Origin of the sequence: Actinopolyspora sabaoui, from assembly GCF_051225635.1 — a bacterium.
GTDB lineage: Bacteria > Actinomycetota > Actinomycetes > Mycobacteriales > Pseudonocardiaceae > Actinopolyspora.
Map to the genome: position 1 here is coordinate 383025 of NZ_JBMIHH010000004.1, position 22956 is coordinate 405980.

General features: G+C 65.7%; 24 protein-coding genes. 7 read left to right on the forward strand and 17 right to left on the reverse strand.

What is annotated here, in order from left to right:
• Window positions 1-88: 88 nt before the first annotated feature.
• Window positions 89-1363: a cytochrome P450 family protein gene (locus ACOQFL_RS09275; RefSeq protein ID WP_435543690.1), complete on the reverse strand. Its 1275-nt coding sequence runs from the start codon at window positions 1361-1363 to the stop codon at window positions 89-91.
• A 203-nt stretch (window positions 1364-1566) separates the two neighbouring features.
• Between ACOQFL_RS09275 and ACOQFL_RS09280 the strand changes: the two genes are divergently transcribed.
• Window positions 1567-1749 (forward strand): hypothetical protein, encoded by a 183-nt coding sequence (locus ACOQFL_RS09280; protein ID WP_435543691.1) that lies wholly within the window; start codon window positions 1567-1569, stop codon window positions 1747-1749.
• Between the two features lie 136 nt (window positions 1750-1885).
• Entirely contained in the window at window positions 1886-2368 is a 483-nt protein-coding gene (locus ACOQFL_RS09285; protein WP_435543692.1) for a hypothetical protein, read from the forward strand.
• A gap of 132 nt (window positions 2369-2500) precedes the next feature.
• Here ACOQFL_RS09285 and ACOQFL_RS09290 read toward each other — a convergent pair whose 3' ends face one another.
• The gene (locus tag ACOQFL_RS09290) at window positions 2501-3511 is read right to left on the reverse strand and encodes an aldo/keto reductase (RefSeq protein ID WP_435543693.1); all 1011 of its coding nucleotides are present in this window, start codon (window positions 3509-3511) and stop codon (window positions 2501-2503) included.
• 120 nt (window positions 3512-3631) lie between these two features.
• Here ACOQFL_RS09290 and ACOQFL_RS09295 point away from each other — a divergent pair, with 120 nt between their 5' ends.
• The gene (locus ACOQFL_RS09295) at window positions 3632-4531 is read left to right on the forward strand and encodes a LysR family transcriptional regulator (protein ID WP_435543694.1); all 900 of its coding nucleotides are present in this window, start codon (window positions 3632-3634) and stop codon (window positions 4529-4531) included.
• Window positions 4532-4573: 42 nt separating this feature from the next.
• On the opposite strand, the gene ACOQFL_RS09300 is transcribed toward ACOQFL_RS09295, so the two are convergent.
• The 8 genes from ACOQFL_RS09300 to ACOQFL_RS09335 form a co-directional block, all read right to left on the reverse strand.
• Window positions 4574-5965 (reverse strand): hypothetical protein, encoded by a 1392-nt coding sequence (locus ACOQFL_RS09300; RefSeq protein ID WP_435543695.1) that lies wholly within the window; start codon window positions 5963-5965, stop codon window positions 4574-4576.
• Window positions 5966-6045: 80 nt separating this feature from the next.
• Window positions 6046-6480 (reverse strand): DUF4265 domain-containing protein, encoded by a 435-nt coding sequence (locus tag ACOQFL_RS09305; protein WP_435543696.1) that lies wholly within the window; start codon window positions 6478-6480, stop codon window positions 6046-6048.
• Window positions 6481-6686: 206 nt separating this feature from the next.
• Window positions 6687-7079 (reverse strand): CPCC family cysteine-rich protein, encoded by a 393-nt coding sequence (locus ACOQFL_RS09310; protein ID WP_435543842.1) that lies wholly within the window; start codon window positions 7077-7079, stop codon window positions 6687-6689.
• Window positions 7080-7198: 119 nt separating this feature from the next.
• Window positions 7199-7630: a hypothetical protein gene (locus tag ACOQFL_RS09315; RefSeq protein ID WP_435543697.1), complete on the reverse strand. Its 432-nt coding sequence runs from the start codon at window positions 7628-7630 to the stop codon at window positions 7199-7201.
• Window positions 7631-7846: 216 nt separating this feature from the next.
• Complete coding sequence (locus tag ACOQFL_RS09320; protein WP_435543698.1) at window positions 7847-8248, reverse strand: hypothetical protein; 402 nt, start codon at window positions 8246-8248, stop codon at window positions 7847-7849.
• Window positions 8249-8694: 446 nt separating this feature from the next.
• Complete coding sequence (locus ACOQFL_RS09325) at window positions 8695-9672, reverse strand: LamG domain-containing protein (RefSeq protein WP_435543843.1); 978 nt, start codon at window positions 9670-9672, stop codon at window positions 8695-8697.
• Window positions 9585-10715, reverse strand: a complete 1131-nt coding sequence (locus ACOQFL_RS09330) for a LamG domain-containing protein (RefSeq protein WP_435543699.1) — start codon at window positions 10713-10715, stop codon at window positions 9585-9587. The genes ACOQFL_RS09325 and ACOQFL_RS09330 overlap by 88 nt, the downstream gene beginning before the upstream one ends.
• On the reverse strand, window positions 10712-11119 hold the full coding sequence (locus ACOQFL_RS09335) for a hypothetical protein (RefSeq protein ID WP_435543700.1): 408 nt from the start codon (window positions 11117-11119) through the stop codon (window positions 10712-10714). The genes ACOQFL_RS09330 and ACOQFL_RS09335 overlap by 4 nt, the downstream gene beginning before the upstream one ends.
• 401 nt (window positions 11120-11520) lie before the next feature.
• Here ACOQFL_RS09335 and ACOQFL_RS09340 point away from each other — a divergent pair, with 401 nt between their 5' ends.
• Window positions 11521-12009 (forward strand): NUDIX domain-containing protein, encoded by a 489-nt coding sequence (locus tag ACOQFL_RS09340; RefSeq protein WP_435543701.1) that lies wholly within the window; start codon window positions 11521-11523, stop codon window positions 12007-12009.
• Between the two features lie 77 nt (window positions 12010-12086).
• On the opposite strand, the gene ACOQFL_RS09345 is transcribed toward ACOQFL_RS09340, so the two are convergent.
• The 4 genes from ACOQFL_RS09345 to ACOQFL_RS09360 form a co-directional block, all read right to left on the reverse strand.
• Window positions 12087-12236 (reverse strand): hypothetical protein, encoded by a 150-nt coding sequence (locus tag ACOQFL_RS09345; protein WP_435543702.1) that lies wholly within the window; start codon window positions 12234-12236, stop codon window positions 12087-12089.
• Window positions 12237-12434: 198 nt separating this feature from the next.
• Complete coding sequence (locus tag ACOQFL_RS09350; protein WP_435543703.1) at window positions 12435-13646, reverse strand: PIG-L deacetylase family protein; 1212 nt, start codon at window positions 13644-13646, stop codon at window positions 12435-12437.
• Between the two features lie 206 nt (window positions 13647-13852).
• Window positions 13853-15103, reverse strand: a complete 1251-nt coding sequence (locus ACOQFL_RS09355; RefSeq protein ID WP_435543704.1) for an ROK family transcriptional regulator — start codon at window positions 15101-15103, stop codon at window positions 13853-13855.
• Window positions 15104-15195: 92 nt separating this feature from the next.
• The gene (locus ACOQFL_RS09360; protein ID WP_435543705.1) at window positions 15196-17304 is read right to left on the reverse strand and encodes a glycoside hydrolase family 3 protein; all 2109 of its coding nucleotides are present in this window, start codon (window positions 17302-17304) and stop codon (window positions 15196-15198) included.
• A gap of 372 nt (window positions 17305-17676) precedes the next feature.
• Between ACOQFL_RS09360 and ACOQFL_RS09365 the strand changes: the two genes are divergently transcribed.
• Window positions 17677-18162: a DUF7144 family membrane protein gene (locus ACOQFL_RS09365; protein WP_435543706.1), complete on the forward strand. Its 486-nt coding sequence runs from the start codon at window positions 17677-17679 to the stop codon at window positions 18160-18162.
• Window positions 18163-18276: 114 nt separating this feature from the next.
• Here the strand turns inward: ACOQFL_RS09365 and ACOQFL_RS09370 are convergent, their stop codons facing one another.
• The 3 genes from ACOQFL_RS09370 to ACOQFL_RS09380 all read right to left on the reverse strand — a co-directional run bounded on the left by ACOQFL_RS09370 (window position 18277) and on the right by ACOQFL_RS09380 (window position 20297).
• A complete protein-coding gene (locus ACOQFL_RS09370; protein ID WP_435543844.1) occupies window positions 18277-18618 on the reverse strand; it encodes an arsenate reductase/protein-tyrosine-phosphatase family protein in 342 nt (113 codons plus the stop codon).
• Between the two features lie 89 nt (window positions 18619-18707).
• Entirely contained in the window at window positions 18708-19766 is a 1059-nt protein-coding gene (gene arsB, locus ACOQFL_RS09375; protein WP_435543845.1) for an ACR3 family arsenite efflux transporter, read from the reverse strand.
• A 168-nt stretch (window positions 19767-19934) separates the two neighbouring features.
• Window positions 19935-20297: an ArsR/SmtB family transcription factor gene (locus tag ACOQFL_RS09380; RefSeq protein WP_435543707.1), complete on the reverse strand. Its 363-nt coding sequence runs from the start codon at window positions 20295-20297 to the stop codon at window positions 19935-19937.
• A gap of 85 nt (window positions 20298-20382) precedes the next feature.
• On the opposite strand from ACOQFL_RS09380, the gene ACOQFL_RS09385 reads away from it, so the two are divergent.
• Both ACOQFL_RS09385 and ACOQFL_RS09390 read left to right on the forward strand, forming a co-directional pair.
• Window positions 20383-20823, forward strand: coding sequence for an ArsI/CadI family heavy metal resistance metalloenzyme (locus ACOQFL_RS09385; RefSeq protein ID WP_435543708.1), 441 nt, complete (start codon window positions 20383-20385; stop codon window positions 20821-20823).
• Window positions 20824-21117: 294 nt separating this feature from the next.
• Entirely contained in the window at window positions 21118-22950 is a 1833-nt protein-coding gene (locus ACOQFL_RS09390) for an NB-ARC domain-containing protein (protein ID WP_435543709.1), read from the forward strand.
• Window positions 22951-22956 lie beyond the last annotated feature (6 nt).

The window sequence follows — 22956 nt, forward strand, 5'->3', positions numbered from 1 at the left end:
GGTCACAGCACACCACAGGGTGAGTCCTGGCGGTACGCTCGGGTGACACGGGACAGCCGAACGGGGCGTGTGCCGAGCCGCGTGGCTTTCAGTGCCCGAGCCGAACGGGCAGCTCGCGGTACCGGACGAACAGCGGCACCTGTTCGACCACGAGCTCGTCGCGCTCGACGTCCAGTGCGAGCCCGGGATTGCGCCGCAGCAGTTTCTCCAGCGCGATCCGGGTCTCCAACCGAGCCAGGTTGGCACCGAGGCAGAAATGCGCACCGTGCCCGAAGCCCAGATGACGGTTCGGCTCCCGGCTGACGTCGAACGCCTCGGGGTCCTCGAAGGCGTCCGGATCCCGGTTGGCCGATCCCAGCAACGGCAGCACGAGTGAACCGGCGGGGATGGTGCGACCGTGCCAGGTGACGTCCTCGGCGGCGGTGAGTGCCTCGGTGCCTTGCACCGGACCGGCGTAGCGCAGGATCTCCTCGATCGCTCCGGGCAGCAAGCCGGGATCGTCCCGCAGCCGGGCGAGCTGCTCGGGGTGGTCCAGCAGAGTGACCACGGCGTTGGTGATCAGGTTGTAGGTGGTCTCGTAACCCGCGGTGACCAGGGTGAAGACCATCGCCGTCAGCTCTTCCCCCTCCAGCCGGTCACCATCCTCCTCGGCCTGGATCAGACCGGTGAGGATGTCCTCGCCCGGCGAGTTCCGCCGCTGTTCGATCAGCTCACGGACCAGGTCCACCAGCGCCTTGACCTCATCCTCCCAGGCCTGTTGGCCGTTCTCGGCGGGCCCGCCGAACAACGCCTCGATGCCGTGGTGGAACCGCTTCCGCTGCGAGGCGGGCACCCCGACCATCTCGCTGATGATCGTCATCGGTAGCGGCAACGCGAACTCCCGCCGCAACTCTGCCCGGCCGCGAGCCTCCAGCTCGTCCAGCAGTTCATCGGCCAGTTCCCCGACGCGCTCGCCGAGCCGCTCGATGGCCCTGAGGGTGAACGGTTTGGCGACCAGTTTACGCAGTCGGCGGTGCTCGGGGTCGTCGGTGTAGAGCAGTGAGGCGCTGGTGAACAGCCGCAGATGCTCGGGCATCTCCTCGGTCATGGCCGAACCGCCCTCCGGAGAACGCGGGAACCGCTCGTCGGTAAGCAGCGCCTTGCAGTCCTCGTAGCGAGACAGCAACCACACGTCCTGGTCCACCCAGGAGGCAACTCTTCCCCGGTAGACCGGTGCGTTGGCACGCAGCCACGCGAAGTGCGCGGGCGGATCGGCGGTGAACTCCGCACTGCCCAGCGAGATCGGATGAGCGATCCCGGCATCGGAAACCCCGTTCTCGGGAACTTCGCCACCGGAAACTTCACTGTCGGGAATCGAGGACACGACTTCCTCCTCACCGCGTTGTGATCGCACTTCACGGTAGTCGGCCGGGCCACGCACCGAAACGTGCGGAGCGGTACGCGCACGGCTCCCCGGGTAGGACCCGAGTGAAGGCAAGTTGGCACCCCAATTGACTAGACAGACCTGTCTATATAAACTACCCGTGCGCTCCAAGCAGGCACGAGGGCAAACAGGAGGTCACCGCGATGAACGAGCAGCGACGTCACGAGCAGGCCAGGACAACCAGCCCCGCCCGTGACACGGAGCCGAGCCACGCCCGAGAGCGCGTGCACACCCCGGTGGGCCGGCACACGAGCCGACTCGGCAGGAAATGCTTCGAAGCGAACCGGCGCAGGCAGGCGTGGTTGCTGGGCAGGGACTCGCACTGATTCGAAAAACCTGGTGCTGGTCGGGCTCTCGGCACTTTCGGTACGCCTGCCCAGGTGGGACAGTCGTGGGACGGCGCCGCCCGGCATGAAACCTCGCTGTTCCGGGTATCCGGGCCACAGCGGAAAGGAGGTCCGCATGGACAGTGCCGATTCGGCGGACTCGAATCCGACGACGACAGCGGTGTTGGTACTCGACCCGGAGGGACGTGGCGCGGGGTGCCCGCCCGGCCCGTGGTCCGGCCTCGCCAAGACCGTGCCGCTGCACTGGTTTTCGTTATCCACAGTAGACGATGATCTACTACAGGTGCGTGCCCTGCTGGAACGACAGCTCGACGCGGGCACAAGGTTGCAACTGGTCGCGGCGAGCGGTGCCGCCGGAACGGCGCTGCGCGCGGCGGCACCGCATCCGAAGGCGGTCGCCAGAGTACTGCTCGCCACCGACGAGACGTTCGAGGAAACCGGACTGACCAGAGTGATCGAACGCAACGGGACCGCCGTACGGGTGATGCACGTCGACGAGACCGACGGAAAGAACGAGGGGCCGCTGCTGACACGACGGGGCGTCGCGAACAGCCTGGTGGAGGTGCTGCGGGAGGCCCGGCACCGTTCGGGGGCCTGAGTACCGCCCTCGGGAGACGGCGGTAATACGTGGCGCGGTGCCCGCCCGCAGTGAGCGGGCCCCGCGCCACGTTCCCCACCGTGACCGGTTACGGGAAGTGGAAACCTGGGTGGGGATCGGACGCTGGGTGGATCAGACGTTGTCCGGCAGCGGCGCGGCTGGGTCGACCAGCTCCTCGGCACGCAGCTGCTGCCAGAACTCGGTCGGGACCGGGGTGCGCGAGAGCTCCAGGTTCTGGCTCACGCGCTCCGGACGCGACATGCCCGGGATCGTCGCCGCCACGGCGGAGTGCGCCAGCGGGAACCGCAGGGCCGCGGCCCGGATGTCGGTGCCGTGCCGCTCCGCGATCTTTCGCAGCCGGTCGACGTCGTCGAGCACCCGCTGCGAGGCCTCCTGGTATTCGAAGTGCTTCCCACCGGCCAGCACGCCCGAGTTGAACGGGCCGCCCACCACCAGCTCCACGTCGCGTTCGGCGCAGCGCGGCAGCAGGCGCTGCAGCGCGTAGGAGTGATCGAACAGGGTGTAGCGGCCCGCCAGCAGGAAGGCGTCCGGGGTGTGCTCGTCCAGTCCCAGGGTCAGCTCGCAGGGCTCCACGGTGTTGACCCCGATCCCCCAGGCACCGACGACGCCCTGCTCGCGCAGGCTGGTCAACGCGCGGAACGCGCCGGTGCGGGAGGCCGCGAATGCGTCGATCCAGTCGTCGCCGTGGAAGTCCGGGGAGATGTCGTGCACCCAGGCGATGTCGATGTGGTCGGTGCCCAACCGTCGCAGGCTCTGCTCGATCGAGCGCATGGTGCCGTCGTAGCCGTAGTCGTTGCGAACCTTGTTGGGGCGTCCGTGTGCGAAGATGCCGCCCTGCTCGTCCGGGTCGGCTGGCTGCTCCGTCTCGTGCTCGATCACGCGGCCGACCTTGGTGCTGAGCACGTACTCGGAGCGCTCGTACCGCGACAGCACCTCGCCGAGCCGGATCTCGGACAGTCCGGCCCCGTAGATCGGGGCGGTGTCGTAGTAGCGGATGCCGTTGTCCCAGGCGGCTTGGATCGTGGCGGCCGCGTCCTCCTCCGGTACCGGACGGAACATGTTGCCCACCGGGGCCGCGCCGAAACCGAGGGTCTGACCGGACAACAACGATCGGATGCTCACGTGTACTCCTCATCGTGCGTGGTGCGGGCCGGTTTCCGGCCCCTCCCCAACGACGCTAGGCTCGACTGTTACAGCTGTCTAAGACTCAATTGGCGAATGTTTATGCGGTGAGGGTCTGACATGGTGGAGCTACGTCAGCTGGAGTACTTCGTGGCCGTGGCCGAGACGGAGCACGTGGGACGGGCGGCCGAGCGGCTGCGCATTTCGCAGTCCCCGCTGAGCCGCCGGATCGCCGATCTGGAGAAGCGACTGGGGCTGGTGCTGTTCGAACGCAGCAAACAACGCGTCCGGCTGACCCCGGACGGCGAGGTGTTCCTGACCGAGGCGCGGGCGCTGCTGCGGCACGCCGAACGCGTCGAATCACTCGGGCAGCGACTCGGACGGGGCGAGACGGGCGGGTTGTGCCTGGGGTACGTGGAACACGCCATCCACGCCGACGTGCTGCCCGGTGCGCTGCGTTCGTTGCGTCGGGACCGGCCGGAAGTGCACGTCTCGCTGTACAACCAGACCGGAGCCGAACAACTGGAGGCGCTGCGGAGGCGGAGCCTGGACATCGCGCTGGTGGACGCACCGCCGGACGAGGACGATCCCGTGCTGGAGTCCGAGCTGGTGCTGGCGGATCCGTTGGTGCTCGCGTTGCCCGCCGATCATCCGTTGGCGAGCCGCGAGGTCGTCGAACCATCCGATCTGGACAATCAGCCCTGGATCGCCATCGGCCGCAAGGACGTCGGCGAGGAGTTCCGGGAGTTCCTCACCTCGTGCGCCACGGACGGGTTCACCCCGAACATCCGCACGGTGGCGCCCGAGCCGTTGGCGGCGTTGGGGCTGGTGGGCTCCGGGCTGGGCATGGCGCTGCTGCAGCGCAGTGCGCTGCGCGGCACTCCCCCGAACGTGGTGCTGCGGGAGCTGCCCTGGTGCGACTCCTCGGTACGGCTGTGGGCGGCCTGGCACCACATCGACCTGCGCCCGCTGGTGGCGGAGTTCCGGAAGGTGCTGCTGGATGGTGTGGCGACGCGGTAGCGTCGGCGGTTTTTCCGGTCGCGGCCGTTGGGAAACCGGCTCTCACAGGAGATGGGACGGCACGCCGCGGCTGACACGCACCCGCAGCTGGGCGATGACGGCCGTACGTTCGTCGCGACGTGGTGACCAACGAAGCACCACTTCCTTGTTCCGTTCCGTTCGCCAGGGACGGGTTTCGCTCTGCCACGTGCCGGTGGGGAGCACGGTAAGCAGGTTCTCCAGCACACCGTCGGGGTCGTCCTCGAAGGTGCGTATCGACAACCGAGCGCTGTGGTTCCCGTTGGCGAGGACACTGGATCCTTCGGGGTGGCCCTGAATATCCTCCTCGGAAACCCGCGAGAGGTCTTCATCGGCGCATCGCCAGAGCACGCCCTCGGCGGTGGCACCGTCCGTACAGCGCACCTCGGCGTCGGCGACGATCCAGACCCGATCCCATTCGAAGAGCTCTTGCAGTGCTTGGTGGAACTCGGCACTTTCCTTCTCGCTCCGGGAGGTCGGGTCAAGTTCGACGTCCGGCTCGTCATCTTCCTCGTCCTGCTCGTCCTGTCCCGCGAGCGCTAGCGGATCACCACCGAGGCGAACGTGGACAGCCACCACCGCTCGCGGTTCCGCGAGATGGCTATCGGCCAAGGGGCGTGCGACGGAAGCGATCGACTCACCGCCGCACTGCTCGACACTCACTTCTTCCACATGAAGCCCAAGGTGTCGGGCTGCGGCTGTAGCAGCGGTGCGCAGGGTATGCGGCCGATCGTCGTTCGCGACTTCCGGCGCGGGGTACAGCAGTGCCGCGTGATAACCGTCTTCCGGTCGTTTGCCCGCGGGCAGCAGCTCGACGAATGCCACGTCGTGACGGCGGACCGGCTCCCGGACCAGGCCGATGGCGGTGCTCAGGTCCCCCGCAGGAAGCCACAGGTGCAGGCGGACCATCGCCTGTTCGGGATCGTCTCCGGAATGTTCGAAGGTCGTGTGAACGCGTTCTGCTTCCTCCGGGCTGGGAACGCAGCGCGGGAGGTCGGCGGCATGGAACTCCTCGACGGCTCGCACACCGAAACCTCCCGACATCGAGATGATCGTTACTCCCTGGCTGGGCAGAAAACGGTGTTCGGTGAAGAGCAGCGCGGACTGTACGCCGTCCTCGTCGTCCATGTGGTAGCGGTCGGCAGCGAAGTCGTACGTTTCGAGCACGGGGTAGGCGGACGCGAGCAACGCTTCCTGCTGCGTGTGTCCTGGGTCCGGAGCCACGGCGGAGTACGCGCGGGAGGCGTATCTCGGACCGCGTTCGGGATTGTACGGATCATTCAACTCTACTCGAAGCGCCGGGAATCCCACTGTTTCGGCCACCCTGGTCGACCTGTCGAGCGCGTCGACCAGTGAGTCGGCGTCGACGTCGAAGAGCAGCTGCGTCACCACGTCGTTCTCGTGAAAATAAACCATGACACGAACACGACCACAGCTCCGGAACAACCGGCAAACGATTTTCGAGGAGGTCGCCGAACGAAGGATTCCGCACTGGCTCAGTCGTGCTGAATGCTCGACTCCTGCAGATCGCGAACGCCCTCGTGAAACTTCTGCGTTGTATAATCGATCACATCGCGGTCGGAAACTTGCGGGGGAACATCTATCGCCAGGAACGTGTCCTTGTGACCCACCTCGTAGACACATCCGAAGCTGCGGATGCGTGACTTGAACTCCGGAATTACGGCATCGTCGAAGACGATGACACGCACTGTGGAGTGACCGCTACCGCTGACCACTCGGTCGAAGACGAGGTTTCCCTCGGCGTCGGTAGCGGTCTTGACGATGTCCTCGAGACTGAGCCGCGGCGCGAAGAACGGTATGTTCTCGACCGAGTACCCCTCGCCCTCCCGCACCGGCACCGCCCACAGTGACTCCGCGGCGATGGGTGGATAGCCGTCCTCGTCCTGCTCCAGCGGAACGACGATCTTCACGTGGTTAACCAGATCGAACTCGTTATCCAGAGGAAGGTTACTGTCAGTCGAGTTCCCTCGAATATCCTATCGACTCGACTTTCGTCCGTGCTGACGATCAGTGCTACAAGCGACGGAGAGCTAACCAGAGCACCCCTCGAACTCCCAGTTCCCCAGCCTGCTTATCTTACCGGCTAGCCGGTCCCATGCGGGAGCGTCAAGAGCACTCACCTACTTTTCCAAAAGCTCGAGCGCCACCAGTAAAGAAGCGTATTATCTTCCGGCCATTCATCATTCATGTCGTCCGAGGAATCGAAGTTGTCGATCTCCGGATCAATAGGACGAAACCCCGATTCCTTCGAAGGCCCCTTCTTCGCGAACCACTTGGAGAGACGCGAGCGACCGACACGAATATCCGTGCGGTACTCACTCTGCGCCTCGACAAGAGATTCACTGTTCGCTCCGCCGCTGTACCACGGCCAACGGAGTTGGACCGGATCGTCCTCCCAGAAGCATACTTGGCAGATGTCGTACGATCCCGGAGGGGAATCATGCACCAGGTAACCGCAGCAGGGACAGGGATAGGTCCCCTCCCTGTACCTTCCATTTGATCGAATCATTTCGGACACTCGAAATAACGACACGAGAACCCTATCCCGACGTGACAGCACCTACAACACCGATCCAATCCCAAAATTTTGCGTACAAGTCCGTAGAAGAACCAAAAACTGACACTTCGTCAAACACCAAGATTGATAAAATTCGCGACAACCTTCGAGCGGTCATCACGACATTGATTTACCCCGATCCGCAAGAAACCACTGTCGAAGACCTCGGCCATGAACTGGCACTCATCGTATCGACCGGACGCTATTTTCGAATCGAGCCTCGAAGAATCACGGGGTTCGACAGCTACCAGCAACATATCGACGGCCTGCACCATAGTGGCGGACAGCTCCCACACGTCACACCACGGGAGTCCGAGACCGGAAGAAAGATTCAGTGCCGAATCAGCGATCTCATCGATATACTTCCCCTGAAAAGGGCCACCCGGCCCCTCCAGTTCAAGCAGCCTCCAATCCAAATCGTTGTCCGGAAGCACATTCAGCACATCAACAATATCCGGCGGCTTCGTACGGGGGTGAATCTCGTAGCACTCGATCATGATCATTCCAATGGTTCAGCATTCGGACTCGACTACGTCAATCGACAGCCCGATTTTCCTGCGGAACATACCATGAAGCAACCGAATTCTACTGTGATCAACCCTGCCCCTCCCTGTCGGACAGCACGACCGCACAGTCGCGCTGCCACCATGCTTCGAGAAACAGCCAACTGTGGGCTGCGCAGCAACGTCGCCTGACACAGCCAGTGGTCGGTGCGGTCCTCATTCCTGCGAGTGGCGGCTCCCCGGATTCACGTAGGCATCCGCGAGGTCACCGTCGAAGATTACGACAAGCTCATCGGGTAAGTAGCTGAACCCCCTCCCCGCTGCCTCACCCAACGCTACGACCACACTCGATCCCACGTCGAACTCGAACCGAAACGACCAGGGCATCGCTGAAGACCCCTCGTTGGGTACATGCCAGGCGGCAACGATATCGGTGATCACCGATCCGAGAAACGGATCCCAATCCGGGAGGTCACTGACGTCGACAGGATCTCCCGACAAGTCGCGGCCGACCGCTGCGGTGTCCTTGATCTCGATCGCCAACCTTTCTTCAAGACCATTTATCACCCACGAGAGCATCACCACACTGCCGCTTCCCAGGACCAACTCAACGTCCATGTCCACTTCATGCGCGCGTTCAGCCCAATGACCGTCCGGCCGGTCCGCACCACGCAGCACCGCGTAACGAACAGACTTCAGAACCTGACCGCGAACAGCCTCCCTAACAATGGTAAGATCAATGTCATCACTCGCCGCCCACTGCATAGAACTCCTGCCATTTCGCACTGATGGCTGAAGTTGATTCTATCGTACCTCACACCACGAAATGACTCATCGATCATGCATTGGACAAGCATAATAGGCACTAACACAAGTCTCTGCCGAACACCGCGAATCGGAGCGTTCAGCAATGACCGGAATCATTGGAACGCGAAAGTGCCCCGTATACGAAGCGCGGACACAAGAGAGCAACGAACGTCCGGCGGGACGCCGAATCGGAATTGGAGCCGGAAAGCGATCCCCGGACGTCGATGCTTTGTGGTTTCAGCACCCGGGATCAGAAATCAATTCGCCCCATAGGAATCGTACAGCGAACTAATGCGATCATCTGGCAGCTTGGCGGAGTAGAGTCGGACGTCATCCACCTTTCCCGTCCACTCCTGCTCGTACGCTCCGAACTTCTTGGCGCGGCCGAGCTGCAGACCACCAGTTGCCTGCCAAGTGTTGCTCACTGTTCCGTCATCTATCCGGTTGCCGTCGACGTAGAGCCATATCCTCCCTTCCGCGGCGTTGTACACCCCGGTCAAGTGAGTCCAGGTTTCGATTTCGGGTGATCGAGCAGACTCGGCGGCAGCCGTCACCCGAGCCGATTCGGTGTCCGACTCGGGCATCGCGAAGAACCACGCACCGAGTGGTCTATTGGTGTCCCGAAAGTACCCCAACCGAAACTTGCTGGTGTTAGCTCCGTCCGGACTCACCGCGGTAGATCTGCCCGCCTCTTGGCTGGAGAGATACACCCAGGCCGAAATCGTGAAACTCTCGTCGGTACGCAGATCCACCGCCGAAGTCGAAGCGTAGTCATCGTCACCGTCCAGCGAGATCGAATTACCGACACGCCCTGGTGCAAAGTTCGCCTCGCCTCGTAAAGCAGCACTTCGCCCACTGATCGAATCGAACGCAGTTTCCCCTTCGGACTCATTCAGTCGCAACTTGTGGGCCAGATCCGGATCGAGCGCCGCGATGAGCTCTGGCTCTCCCGCGAAAAGCTTCCGACTGTAGAGGCTCACATCGTCGACGGCGCCCTGCCAGAAGCCCGTCTGCTCACCCTCTGGTAATCCGCGTCCGATCGCAGTTTCGCCAACAGTATTCGAGGTAGCTGTGTACGCTGTGGTGCCAGCGGAGGAACCGTTTATGTACAACTTGATCTCGCCACTGTGCACGTCGTGGACTCCGATCAGATGGGCCCACACCCCGAGTCTGGGCGCCCGTTCGGAGGAGACTGTGACAGTCCGGAAACCGGTTTCGTCGTCCGAACCATGCAGCGTCCAATCCCAGCTGTCCCGGTCCGCCCCGAGTAACCTAGTTGGAATACCGCTTCGCTCGAACTATTCTGGCTGGCCAAAGCTATGGGCTCAGGTGTTCTCTCATCCAGCCGTACCCAGGTGGAAACGGAGTACGATAGATCAGTGCGTGCCACCTGCTCCGCGGCGACCACGTGATCGTCGGTGCCGTCCAATCGCAAGGCGGTCCCCACTGCTCCGTCGGTGTAGTCAGCACCGCCGTGCACAGTGGCAGGCTGACCACCGGGAACCGTGTTCGGAACGCTTGTGGTATTATCCTTCGTTTCGAACCTCCAGTGTCCGGTGCGTACGTCGTCCGATTCGACCCGGGAACGGATCTCGGCCTCGGTAAGAACGCGATCGTAGACCCTCACCTCGTCGATCGTGCCTGCCCAATGCTGTGAGTCGGTACCGTCATTCTTGGCACGTCCGATCGCCAATTCACCATCGGTATCGACACCACCGTTATAAGGTCGGGTCGAAACCAGCGAGCCATTGACGTAGAGCTTGATTTCTTTCGCCCTCTCGTCGTGCACACCGACCACGTGCGTCCACTGCCGTGTGGCAACGGTCGAGTCCGAGAGAGCGGAAGCCTGCTCGCTTCCGCCACCTGCCACATCCGAGCCGGCCATCCGAAAGCACCAGTTTCCATCGGCGGTGACCTGTAGTCGAAAACCGCTGACCACTTCACCGCCCTGGGAGACCGCCGTGTGCGCGGTGCCGTCGACCGCCGCGGGTTTCAGCCACGCCGCGACCGCGAAACTCGCGTTGGTGGGGAGCGCGTTGGGTGCGGTTACGTGCTCCGCCGAACCATCCAGCTTCACCGCCTTGCCCAAAGCACCAGGCTGCCACGAGACTTCATCGTGCGTAGTGCCGTCGCGACCACCGAGCTGGACTTCGTCGGTGATATCGCCGTCGAGCCGCCAGTGCGACGTCGGCCCGTCACCCGAGCGAACGTAGAAGTGGTGCGTAGCAACCGGGCTACGGTTTCCGGCCGCGTCGGCGCTTTGCACGTACAAGGTCACCGCACCGTCGGTGGGGGAGTCAGCGTGACGGTGACTTCTCCTCCTGCTGTATTAGCGTCCACTCTTGTCGAGGGCGGATCCTGAAATCCGTAGAAATAGTGGTCGACATCGGCGACTCCGGCCGCGCCAAATATGAATTCACCGCGCACATCCGTGCCTCCGTGCCAACTGTTGTCCGCCTGATACAACGGTGAGGAAACCATTGGTGCCGAACCGGGGGCGATCTGATCCACCAACAGATTTGCGCCGTGCACAGCCGCTGGCCTCGTTGTGGCGACCGGCTCGGCCGTGGCGGCGCGGGTGGTGGCGCCGATCGACTGGCTCAACGGAGACCCCAGTACCGCGAACACCAGGAGAGTTACCCCCAGTGATCTGAACAGGCGTCCCTTGTGGGACGTGCGCACTCGATTACCTCCAACGTGCTACTCCGCCTCGCCAATGACGGGCGGATCAAGACAAACCAGCACACAGCATCGAGTCGAACAGGAATACGAACAATGCTCACTTTGCGCACGCCGAATTGGGATGTTCGGAAGAGTAAAAACGAGCGATCGGCCGCTTCACAGGAGATCCACCTCACGAAGTCACCGCTTCGTGATCATGCGAACATCTTCCCGTTACCGCCGAGATCAGTCGGAGCGCGGCGTCGCGGCGGCCGAACAGCGACGTGAATACGAAAGCAGTTCGCCGCTTCGCGCGTTTCGACACCGGATGGAACGACACGAGGCGTAATCACGGTGTGAAGCGTGACGAGCGGGCCCGGCGCGCTCTACGAGGCACGGCACCGCACGTAGGCTTGTTCGGCATGACCCAACAGCGCACCCACCAACCGGCGGTTCGAATCCAGCGCCGGTCCGCACGGGCCATCCTGATCGACGACGAGGAACGCCTGGTGCTGCTGCGCCGCACGAAACCGGGCATGGCGCCCTACTGGACCACTCCCGGCGGCGGGCTGGAACACGACGACGAGTCGCTGGAGGCTGCCATGCACCGCGAGATCGCCGAGGAGATGGGCGCCACGGCAAGCGGCGCGAAAAGCGTGTTCCTGAGCAGCGCCGCCCGCTCCGGCGGCATCACCGTGCAGCACTTCTTCGTGGCACGACTGACCTCGATGGACGAATCCACCCGGCACGGCCCGGAATTCGACGACCCGACCCGCGGCGAGTACCGCGCGGAGCGGTTCGACATGCGCGCCGAAACGCTGGCCACGCTCGATCTGCGCCCCGCACCGCTGCGCGAGTTCGTGCTGTCCAACCGCCTCGCCCTGATCGCCGAGGCGCTCTACCCGGACTGAGATACCGACTTCCACCGGGCGCTCCCGGTCTCCCGCCTCCGGGCGCGTCGCGGCGATCACCGGGCCGGGCCCTCCGGCTACGAGGAAGTCAACGAGGACAGCGACGGCAGCGCCTCGAGGAAGGTCTTCACCGACTCGGCCGCCTGTCGCAGCATTACCAGACCCTGTCGAACCGCCGAGGCGGCTTCGGCGGGTGATTCCTTGATCCACCACACCAACAAAGCCACCGCCAGCAGCGAAAGCAGCCCCTTCAGCGGAGTTCCCCTATCTCCCGACGAGCTCCTGACGTATCCAGTGTGCTCGTTACGGAGCGACTCCGCCCGCTGAGTCTCACCCCCGCTGAGTCTCACCCCCGCTGAGTCTCACACCCGCTGGGGCCGCGTTTCACGTAGGTGCGGATCCGGAGCACACCGGAACCGGCTGTCTCACCGTTCGAGGACTCCCGTACCAGGGGTACCGCTGACGAGCAGCTCCAACGGTTCGGCGTAGTAATCCCGGGTGAAACGACTCCAGTAGCGCGCGGTGACTCGCAGCAGGTCCTCCTGCGAGTGGACCCGTGCTTCGTCCCGCGAACCGTGGGTGTGGAGGGAGGCGAGTTTGGCTTCCAGATCCGTATCACGCAGCCCGGCGAACCGGTTCGGCGCGAAGTCCACCGTGGCGGAGGGCGACTGGTAGCAGGCGAACCGCTCCACGCCACGCGCGGCGGAGGCGGTGGCCCGGTGGACGGCGCGATGGTCCGGGTGGGTGTCGTTCTCGGAATGGACCAGCACCACGTCGGGCCGGACCCGCTGCACTACTCGTTCGATCCGACGCACCGTCTCGACGTCGTCGAGGATGCGGCCGTCGGGCAGGTGTTCCAGGAGCAGAGCCGCGCCCAGTGAGTTGACCGCGGCATGGGCCTCGCCGAGGCGCTCGTCCGGATCACCGCCGAGCGTGCCGTGCGACATAATCAGCACGGTGACTTCCCACCCCGCCTGGACGCGGCGGTGGATGGTTCCGCCCGCGCCGATCTCGGCGTCGTCGGGGTGGGCGCCGACCACCAGCATCCGGAACGGCTTCCGGTCCGCCCCGTTCGCCTCACGGTCCGCCCGGTTCTCCTCGAGATCCTGCCGACGAGCCCGGAAGGCGCGCAGCACGGTCTCGGCCAGTTCGGAGCCGGCGGCTTGGCGGGTGACCAGCTCGGAGGTGCGTCCGCGCGGCGCCGCCACCGCCGCTGTGGCCGCCACCTCGTCGGTGGTGAGCACGAACGCCGTGCCGGGGAACTCGCGCCCGCAGGAGTTCAGGAACTCGGCGAGCCCACCCGGTTCCGGTTCCAGCTCCCCGTCCCACAGCGCGACGTGCCAGCCGCGGTCGGCACGCGGACGGGTTCGCAGCACGGTGCGGAACCTCTCGCGCTCTTCGGTCTCGACGACCTCCAGCGCACCGTACTCGCGCAGCAGTTCGGCCGTGCGTCGCCGCAACCCGATGTCGTGGTCGGCGACCACGACCCGCAACCCGGCCAGCGGGGTGTCCTCCCGGCACGCGGCGCTCGTCGCGGGAGGCCGCGAGCCGCACTCCGGCCCCCGGGTGAAGGTGATCTCGTGCGAACGTTCGGTTCCGGGGGCGGCGGCCTCGAAATCGTGCGTGTGTTCGTTCACGAGGTTCTCGCCTCGCACGGACCTCCAGCCCGATTGCCGAACAGATTCCTCTTCGGGGGACTCTCCCCCGGAGGTGGGGCGCTCGGCGTGCCCGGAATGCTCCACCATCCGTCGAGTGTCACACCTTTCGGGAAGGGCCGCAGAACGAAAAGGTCAGCGCACGGCCCAGTTCGAGCTTCGGGGTGGGCTCCGTGTGCGGTCTCCGCTCACCCACCGTGCGCCGCGCGAGCGGTCTCGGTGCAGCGCCCGCCCTCGTCGAGGAAACGCGCGACCGGCAACGTGGCGGCACCGACGGTGACCGCGTCGGGACCGAGTCTGCCTTCGGCCACCGAGACTCGGCCGGCGGGGTAGCGCAGCGCGTACCGGGCGACGCTGTCCTGCACCAGCTCCAGCCGGTGTCGGCCGAGCAGCAGCCCCGCCCAGCCACCGATGAGCACTCGGGTGGGCAGGAAGAGGTTCACCAGGCTCGCGATACCGGCCCCGAGATACTCCACGGCCTCCGAGACCACGGTGGACGCCGCGACGTCGGAGATCGTGTTCCCCTCGCGGGAGGCGGCGGCCAGCAAGGCACCGAAAGCGTGCTCACCGTCCGCCTCGGGGCTGATCTCTCCTCCGGTGCGCCGCCAGCGACGCACCATCGCCTCGGCACCGGTGTAGGCCTCCAGACAGCCGTGCCCACCGCACCGGCAGCGCCGTCCACGCACGCGCAGCGTGCTGTGCCCCCACTCGCCGATGCCCGCCGAGCTTCCGCCCGCGAACACCGAGACGCCTACGCCGGAGCCGAGCAGCACCACCGCCACGTCCCGCTCACCGCGACCGTGGCCGAACCACATCTCGGCCTGTCCCAGGGTCTCGGCACCGTTGTCGACCAGGACCGGCACGTGTTCGGGCAGGTGAGCGGCGGAGCGGACCAACCGCTCGACGGCGACCCCGACCCAGCCGATGGTCTGCCCGTGCACCAGGGCCCCGTGAACCTCGTCCGAGGTCACGATGCCGGGCACCCCGACTCCCACGCCGAGCAACCACTCGGGGGAGGCGCATCCATCGATCATCACCCGGTCGAACGCCTCGGCCAGCCGCGCGATCACGTGGTCTGGGTCGCGTCTGCCGACGTCGAGGGGTTTTTCGGCGCGGGCGATCTCGGTCAGGGCAACGTCGAACAGTTCCACCCGGACCCGCGTCTCCCCGATGTCGATGCCCACCACGCGCCCGCTCTCGGGCGAGACACGCAGCAGCGTACGGGGGCGTCCTCCGTCGGACTCGACCGAGCCCGCCTCCTCCAGCAGACCGTCGGCCACCAGCTCACCGACCACATTGCTCACCGAGCCGGGGCTGAGGCCGGTGGCGGGCCCCAGCTGGTGCCTACTCAGTGGTCCGCCGAAGTACAGTCGACGTAGCACCGCGGCACGGTTGCCACGCCGCAGATCGCGCACCGTCCGCCCGTACCGATCCCCCATGTCGCTCCTTCCGATACCGGCGGTCGCCGACCGGCGATTCGAGGCGAGCCTAGTAGTGTGCTCGACTCCGGTCCCCGTCCGGCCGCTCGCTGTCAGTCCGATTCCGGGCCCCACCACAGTGTGGTGCGCACGTCACCGAGGCCTCGCCCGATCATGATTCGCCCGCCGCGCAGGAAACGCCAGCTTCCGGACGAAACGTCGCGCACCCGCTGCGCCCGGAGGTCGCAAGGCACCCGGACACGGGCCCGCCGTCCGGTCTCGAGGTGAACCCTGGTCCAGCCGATCAGCCGCACCGGTTCGGTTTTCGCCGCCGGCAACAGATAGACCTGGACGGTCTCCGTGCCTGCCCGCGGACCGGTGTTCGCGACGTCGACCGTGACACTGCGCACCGCGTTGAGATCCCTGACCAGTGCGGGGGACTCGTAGTGCCAGGTGGTGTAGCCGAGACCGTGGCCGAACCAGAACAGCGGCTCCGTGTCGGCGTGTCGATGCCAACCCCGATAGCCGACAGCGGTGCCCTCCTCGTAGACCAGTGTCCCGTTGACGGGACAGGTGGACCAGGCGAGACCGTCGCCGTCGCGTGCGGGGAACGTGGTGACCAGCCTCCCGGCGGGCTCGATCTCGTTGGTGAGTGCCGCCGCCACCGCCGCTCCGGCCTCTTGGCCGGGTAGTCCGACCCACAGCACCGCGTCCACCAGATCCAGCCACGGCATCAGCACCGGGGTGGCCGCGTTGACCACGACGACGGTGCGCCGGGCCGCGGCGGCCACCGCGGCGACCATGGCGTCCTGCTGTCCCGGTAGCGCGAGGGTGGACTTGTCCTTGCCCTCGGTCTCCTGCTCCGTGGTCAACCCCACGACCACCACGGCCACGTCGACCTCTCCCGCTGCTCGGGCCACCCGTTCGTTGATCTCACCGGTGGTCGCGTGAGCCTGCCGCACCGCCTGCCCGGGGATACCCCCCGTCGCGGGGCCACGCGTCGACTCCGGCCGAACCGACGGGCCACTGCGCACGTCGACACCGTCGACCACCGAGACCCGGTCGTGTCCGAAAGCCGCGACGAGACCGTCGGCGATGGAGACCACGTGCGGCGAACGCAGCCGGGCCGCCCCACCTCCCCGCGCCACGGTGTCCACGGCGTGCCGTCCGATGACGGCCAGGGACTCCGTGCCGGAGAGCGGCAGCACACCGGCCGGATTGGTCAACACCGTCATACCGCCCGCGGCCAGCGCGCGCAGCCGACGACGGCGTGCCGGAGCGTCGGCGGCAGGATGTCGGTGGCGGGGCCGCGTTCCGGAACGGACAGTCCCGAAGAGATCGGGCTCACCGTCGAGAGCGCCGGTTCGTTCGGCCAGTCGCAGTACCCGCCGGAGGTGTTCGTCGATGGTGGACTCGGCCACCTCGCCGGTACGCACCGCCGCGAGCAGGCCCGCACCCCACGGCCCGGCCGGACCCGGCATGACCAGGTCCGGTCCCGGGTTGGTACCGGCAGCGCTCGATCTCGCGGCGGACGGGTCCGATACGACCGCACCGTCGTAGTGCCACTCCCTCTTGAGCAGTCGCTCGATGAGCTGGAGGTGTTCGGTGGCGTTGATCCCGTTGATTCTGTTCGGGGAGGTCAGCACGCTCCAGGGGGATGCGTCGTGCACGAGCATCTCGAACGGCAGCAGATACACCTCCCGCAGAGTCTTCTCGTCGACCACGGAATCCACAGTGGTGCGTTCGAATTCGGACTCGTTGGCCAGGAAGCGCTTCGGGCAAGCAGCGACTCCCCTGCGCTGCAGGGCTCGCACGTACTCGGTCGCCAACGCCCCGGTCAGCAGCGGGTCCTCGCTGAAGCAGTCGAATACGCGGCCTCCCAGCGGGGTTCGGTGCAGGTTGACCGAAGGGCCCAGCAGCACGTGCACGCCTCGGGAGATGGCCTCCTCGGCCAGCAGTGCCCCGGCCTCACCCGCTACCGTGCTGTCCCAGTGCTGGGCGAGCAGTGTGGCGTTGGGCAGCAGCGAAGTGGTTCCGCCGTCGTTGTGTTCCCGCCCGCCCGGCTCGTTCGTGCCGTCCGAGAAGCACAGTGGGGACAACCCGATCGACGTGTTCCGCGCCAGGCCGGACGAGTCCGATCCGGTCAACAGGGCTACTTTGCTCGGCAGGTCCAGACAGGCGATCACGGTCTCGACACGGGACTCCAGCTCGGTAATGGTCATGTCGCCCTCTCCGCTATCCCTTTAATTCAATTTTTGAATTAACTGCGCGAGTCGAGAAGGACGGGTGCACGGAAAACCACCGGACGACGAACCGGTGGGCGATGGCATGTCCCGACTCCTTCGTGGGTGTGGCCGGCACTCCCAGCGCAGAATGACTTAAATTACGCTGTAATTTAAGGCTCGACGGAATAATGGTCAAGACCACCTTGCGCCTCTCGCCCGGCGATACACACCCGGGACGGACCACGGAGATCCACCGGTTCACGACACGGATGCCCACCCAGAACGGCGAGCACGCCGATGCGCTGCGCGAGTGTGCGAACCGGAGGACGCTGGTAAGCGTTACATCCCATCCCGTAGGGAGGCGTTCCGATGTCTACTCCGCAGACAGGACCGCAATCCACACCCGGTGCCGGGGAAGGCACCGAACGCAGAGCGCCCGAGAGCCGGGGCAGCTGGGCGATGACGGCTGCCCAGCCGACCTCCGGGATGTCCGGATGGTTGGCTTTCGGGGGGTGGATGCTCGCGCTGGTCGGCGTCTTCAACGTCATCGCCGGTCTCACAGCGCTGCTGCAACCCGAGTACTACGTTGTCGCCGGTGGTGACCTGCTGATCTTCGGCTTCGGCGCCTGGGGCTGGATCTGGCTCGCGTTCGGCGTGCTGCAGGTGGCGGCAGGGGCAGGTTGTCTGGCCGGTCAGATGTGGGCCCGGATCACCGGTGTCGCTCTCGCCGGACTGGCCGCGATCGCTCACCTGGCCTTCCTCGCCGCCTTCCCGTTCTGGGAACTGGTGTCGATCGGGTTGTGCGTGCTGGTGATCTACTCGCTGGTGGTCCCGCCCCGAAACGCCGTCGGCTGACCGTCCTCCGAAAACCACCGTCTCCGAAAACCACCGTCTCCGAAAACCACCGTCTCCGGGGAGCACACCACCGGAGTGACTCCGCGACCGGTGACCGGGCGTGGCTCCGGTCCCTCACACGAGTTCGGCCAACAGCCGCCGCACGCGGGCCTCGATGTCGTCGCGGATGGGGCGGATCTGCTCGGCGGTTCTTCCCGCCGGGTCGTCGAGCTGCCAGTCGAGGTAGCGCTTGCCCGGAAACACCGGGCAGGCGTCTCCGCATCCCATGGTGATGACCACATCGCTGGCAGCCACGTCGTCGGTGGTCAGCTTGGTGGGGAACTCGCGGGAGACGTCGAGGCCGAGTTCGTTCATGACCTCGACGACGGCGGGATTGACCTCGTCGGCCGGGGCGGATCCGGCCGAGCGGACGGCCACGGTGCCCTGGGCGTGGTGATCGAGCAGGGCGGCGGCCATCTGGGAGCGTCCGGCGTTGTGTACGCAGACGAACAGTACTTCGGGCGGGGTGGACACGGTTGGAGCTCCTCGGCTCGCGTTCGAATGGGTCAGCGCTGCTGGGAGCTCCCGGCAGCGACGTGCTGGTCGGTCGGCTCGCCGCGGAACCAGCGGCGAGCGGCCAGGCTGACGTAGACCAGCCCGACCAGCACGGGAACCTCGATCAGTGGGCCGACCACCCCGGCCAGCGCCTGACCACTGGTCACACCGAAGGTGGCGATGGCCACCGCGATCGCCAGTTCGAAGTTGTTGCCCGCGGCGGTGAACGCCAGCGTGGTCGAGCGCTCGTAGGACATCCGAAGTCCCTTGCCCAGGGCGAAGGTGCCCGCCCACATGACCACGAAGTACACCAGCAGCGGCAGCGCGATGCGGGCCACGTCGAGGGGTTGGCCGGTGATCGCCCCGCCCTGCAGGGCGAACAGCACCACGATGGTGAACAGCAGGCCGTACGGGGCCAGCGGACCGATTCTGTTCAGGAACGTCGTCTCGTACCAGGCACGCCCCTTGGCGCGCTCACCGATACGCCGTGACAAATAGCCCGCGAGCAGCGGGACCCCGAGAAAGATCAGCACCGACTGGGCGATCTGCCAGGCCGAGACGTCCAGTCCCACCTGTGCCAGCCCCAGCCAGCCGGGCAGCACACTCAGGTAGAACCAACCCAGCCCGGCGAAGGCGATCACCTGGAACACCGAGTTCAGCGCCACCAGTACAGCGGCGGCCTCCCGGTCACCGCAGGCCAGGTCGTTCCAGATGATGACCATGGCGATGCAGCGCGCCAACCCGACGATGATCAACCCGGTGCGGTAGTCGGGCAGATCGGGCAGGAACGTCCAGGCCAACGCGAACATCACGGCCGGACCCACCAGCCAGTTGACGACCAGTGAGGAGACCAACAAACGCCGGTCACTGGTGACGGTGTCCAGCCGGTCGTAGCGCACCTTGGCCAGCACCGGATACATCATCACCAACAGCCCGATGAAGATCGGCAGTGATACCCCGGAGATAACGTGCAACGAGTTCAACGCCGTGTTCAACCCCGGCACGAACCGGCCTGCCAACAGCCCCGACAACATGGCCGCACCGATCCAGAGGGGCAAGAACCGGTCCATCAACGACAACCGCCGGGCCACGCTGGTCCCGGACGATCGCTGGGCCGTGTCCGTCACGGCGTCACCTCACAGGTTTCCTGATCATGGTCGTACTGGAAGTTCGGAGGCTCGGTTCGCCGTGGTCCTCGCGGCGGAGCCTGCCGTTCGAGAGAGTCTGCCGTTCGAGACTCAGGCCGACGTGGCTACGGCCGGAGCGGGGCCGAGAACCGCCGACAACTGTTGCAGCGTCTCCGGGAGCACCCGGTAGTAGACCCAGGTGCCGCGCCGCTCACCGGTGATGGCGCCGACCTCGCGCAGCACCTTGAGGTGATGCGAGATCGTCGGCCCGGACAGCTCGAACGCCCCACTGAGATCGCACACACACGCCTCCCCACCGGTGTGGGCGGCGATCAACGACAACAGTCGCAACCGCACCGGATCACCCAGCGCCTTGAACACCGCCGAGAGATCCGCGGCCTGCTCGGCCGACAGTGGCTCCCCCGTCACCGGTGAACAGCACCAGCGCTCGTCTCCCTGCGTCTGTTTCGACATACTTCTATATTGACAGCTGTCAAACCAAGGCGCAAACTACGAATCGTCCATCTGTTTAGACAAACATCTAATCAAGGGAGGGACCATGTCCCGCGTTCAACTCGCCCTGCGCGTCGGGGACCTCCAGCGATCCATCGACTTCTACACCAGGCTGCTCGGCACCGAACCGGCCAAGCTGCGACCGGGTTATGCCAACTTCGCCGTGGCCGAACCGCCGCTGAAGCTCGTGCTGCTGGAAGGTGAAGCGGAGCAGGACACCGTGATGGACCACCTCGGTGTGGAGGTCGCCGACAGCGACACCGTCCACGAGGCCACCCGACGGCTGTCCGAACTCGGCCTGTTCACCCGAGTCGAGGACGACACCACCTGCTGCTACGCGACCCAGGACAAGGTGTGGGTGCACGGCCCCGGCCGAGAGCCCTGGGAGGTGTACACCGTCACCGACGACTCCCCGGACTCCGAGCACAGCGCTCCGAACGAGGACAGAGCCGCCTGCTGCGCCACCACGGCGGAAGCCACCGGGTGAGCGAAGTCTCCGTGCACTCTCGACGGGGTGCTCGGTCGGGAAGGACTCCGATCGACACCCCTCGGTGGCATCGATCTCTCGCGAAATCCACGAAAGCCACACCACCTCGCCAGGCAGCGACCACGACCAGCACAGAAGAAGATCGCAACGATTTCCGGACTCGCCGGTGGAAGTGCTTGTTCGAGGCCGCCTAACACATTTACCTGAAAGGGAGACGAACGGCGGGAGTGTCCCGAGTGACCGGTTGCTCGTACGGGCGGAGTCGGATGTATGCCACGAAGTGTGGAGCCGAGCGTGACAGGGGAGATCGCCACCGGGGACATCGCTACCCGCGGCGCTGCCAACGAGGTGGTCCGTACCGGCGCCCCGGCCACGCGCCACGACGAAACGTCGGACCAGGCCGCCGCCACCGGAGTTCTCGACAGACGTTGCCCCCGTCACCTCCCCGACCGGGTCGACGTGATGCCCGTCGTCGCCCATCAACTGCCGCCGCCGTCCGGGCACTTCGTGGGACGCACATCCGAACTCAACCGCATGGAGGCATGGCATCGGGAGAACTCCGAGCGCGCCCTGCTCGTCGCGCTGACCGGCCCCGGCGGGATCGGAAAAACGACGCTGGCCTGCCACTGGCTGCGACAGCACGAACGGAGATTCCCCGACGGCCAGCTCTACGTCGACGCGGGAACCCGTTCCGCCGAGCACCCCATCGCGGCCGCGGAACTGCTCGGGCGACTACTGCGGGCGCTGGGTGTGCCGCCCGAGCGGGTTCCACTGGAGATGGCCGAACGACTGAACTGGTACCGCTCGATCACCGCGGGGCGATCACTGTCGGTGTTGGTGGACAACGTCGTCTCCACCGCACAGGTAAGGCCGCTGCTGCCGGAATCGGCGACGAGCACGCTGCTTGTCACCAGCAGGAGTCGCCTGGTCGGCCTGACGATGGAGGGTGCCAGGTTCATGGAACCGGCACCGCTGAACGCCGAGGACGTGGTGCACATACTCTCCCGCGGGCTCGGCCGCTCACGGGTGTTGCGCGAGATGGGCAACGCCCGGCTGCTGGCCAAACTGTGCGCGGGATCCCCACTGGCCGCCACGGAGATATCGGCGTGGCTGGCAGCCCGGCCTCACCGGTCACTGGCCCACGCCGCCACCTTGGTGCGGGAACAGCGAAAACGTCTGACCACGCTCCCCCAGAGCGAGGACTTCGCTTCCCACACCGTGGTCGACGTCTGCTACCAGGGCCTGTCACCGCAGGCCGCCACACTCTACCGCAGGCTGGCGCAACACCCCAGGGGAGATCTTCCCGTCGCGCTGACCCATCATCTCGCCGGGATCGAGGGCAGTGATTCCGAACGGGTGTTGGCGGAGCTACGGGACGCCAGGCTGTTGGGAGCCGATGAACAGCGGTACTGGTTCCACGACATCGTCCTCGCGCACGCGAGGACGATGAGCCTCGGCGAGGACACACCGGGAGTCAGGCGCCGGACACTGCACAGCATCATCGACTGGTACATCGGGCGGGCCGTCGAAGCCGATCTGGTCATCACTCCCCGCCGCCCCAGGTTCGGCCGACACTACCCCAGTCGGGCCAACGACTGGCCCGCATGGGAAAGTCCCGAGTCGGCACTGGACTGGTTCGAACGCGAACGCGGCAATCTGCGGGCGGTCATCATCGAGGCCCACCACAATCAGTGGGACGAACCGGTCTGGCAACTGTGCGAAGCGATGTGGGGGTTCTTCTTCCATCGCAAGCACTATCGGGACTGGATCGACTCGCACCGCCTCGGAATCGAGGCCGCGGCCCGCCTGGGTCATCCGCTGGCCGAGTCGCGACTCCGGTGCCAGCTCGCCTTCGCCTACCTGGATTTGGAACACTTCGACGAGGCCATGGACGTGTGCCTTCCGGCGCCCCGGTTGCCCGAGGCCGGCTGGGACAGTGCGGAACTGGCCACGACACTGTCCGAACTCACCAGCGCGGCGAGACGAGGCAACGGTCACGACGACAAGGAGCGGGATATTCCGGACGAGCGGGCCGGTGAACGAAAAATCGTCCGGATCTCTTCCGCCACGCTCACCCGTGATCACGTGCCACGAGCCGAAACGACGGGTAAGCACCATATCGGATGAGCACCG

Excerpts from the sequence above, each read along its gene's own strand:
- ACOQFL_RS09280 (WP_435543691.1), top strand. The coding sequence starts at position 1,567 with ATGAACGAGCAGCGACGTCACGAGCAGGCCAGGACAACCAGCCCCGCC.
- ACOQFL_RS09285 (WP_435543692.1), top strand. The coding sequence starts at position 1,886 with ATGGACAGTGCCGATTCGGCGGACTCGAATCCGACGACGACAGCGGTG.
- ACOQFL_RS09295 (WP_435543694.1), top strand. The coding sequence starts at position 3,632 with ATGGTGGAGCTACGTCAGCTGGAGTACTTCGTGGCCGTGGCCGAGACG.
- ACOQFL_RS09300 (WP_435543695.1), bottom strand. The coding sequence starts at position 5,965 with ATGGTTTATTTTCACGAGAACGACGTGGTGACGCAGCTGCTCTTCGAC.
- ACOQFL_RS09310 (WP_435543842.1), bottom strand. The coding sequence starts at position 7,079 with ATGATTCGATCAAATGGAAGGTACAGGGAGGGGACCTATCCCTGTCCC.
- ACOQFL_RS09315 (WP_435543697.1), bottom strand. The coding sequence starts at position 7,630 with ATGATCATGATCGAGTGCTACGAGATTCACCCCCGTACGAAGCCGCCG.
- ACOQFL_RS09320 (WP_435543698.1), bottom strand. The coding sequence starts at position 8,248 with ATGGACGTTGAGTTGGTCCTGGGAAGCGGCAGTGTGGTGATGCTCTCG.
- ACOQFL_RS09340 (WP_435543701.1), top strand. The coding sequence starts at position 11,521 with ATGACCCAACAGCGCACCCACCAACCGGCGGTTCGAATCCAGCGCCGG.
- ACOQFL_RS09355 (WP_435543704.1), bottom strand. The coding sequence starts at position 15,103 with ATGGGGGATCGGTACGGGCGGACGGTGCGCGATCTGCGGCGTGGCAAC.
- ACOQFL_RS09360 (WP_435543705.1), bottom strand. The coding sequence starts at position 17,304 with ATGACCATTACCGAGCTGGAGTCCCGTGTCGAGACCGTGATCGCCTGT.
- ACOQFL_RS09365 (WP_435543706.1), top strand. The coding sequence starts at position 17,677 with ATGTCTACTCCGCAGACAGGACCGCAATCCACACCCGGTGCCGGGGAA.
- ACOQFL_RS09370 (WP_435543844.1), bottom strand. The coding sequence starts at position 18,618 with ATGGCCGCCGCCCTGCTCGATCACCACGCCCAGGGCACCGTGGCCGTC.
- arsB (WP_435543845.1), bottom strand. The coding sequence starts at position 19,766 with ATGGACCGGTTCTTGCCCCTCTGGATCGGTGCGGCCATGTTGTCGGGG.
- ACOQFL_RS09380 (WP_435543707.1), bottom strand. The coding sequence starts at position 20,297 with ATGTCGAAACAGACGCAGGGAGACGAGCGCTGGTGCTGTTCACCGGTG.
- ACOQFL_RS09385 (WP_435543708.1), top strand. The coding sequence starts at position 20,383 with ATGTCCCGCGTTCAACTCGCCCTGCGCGTCGGGGACCTCCAGCGATCC.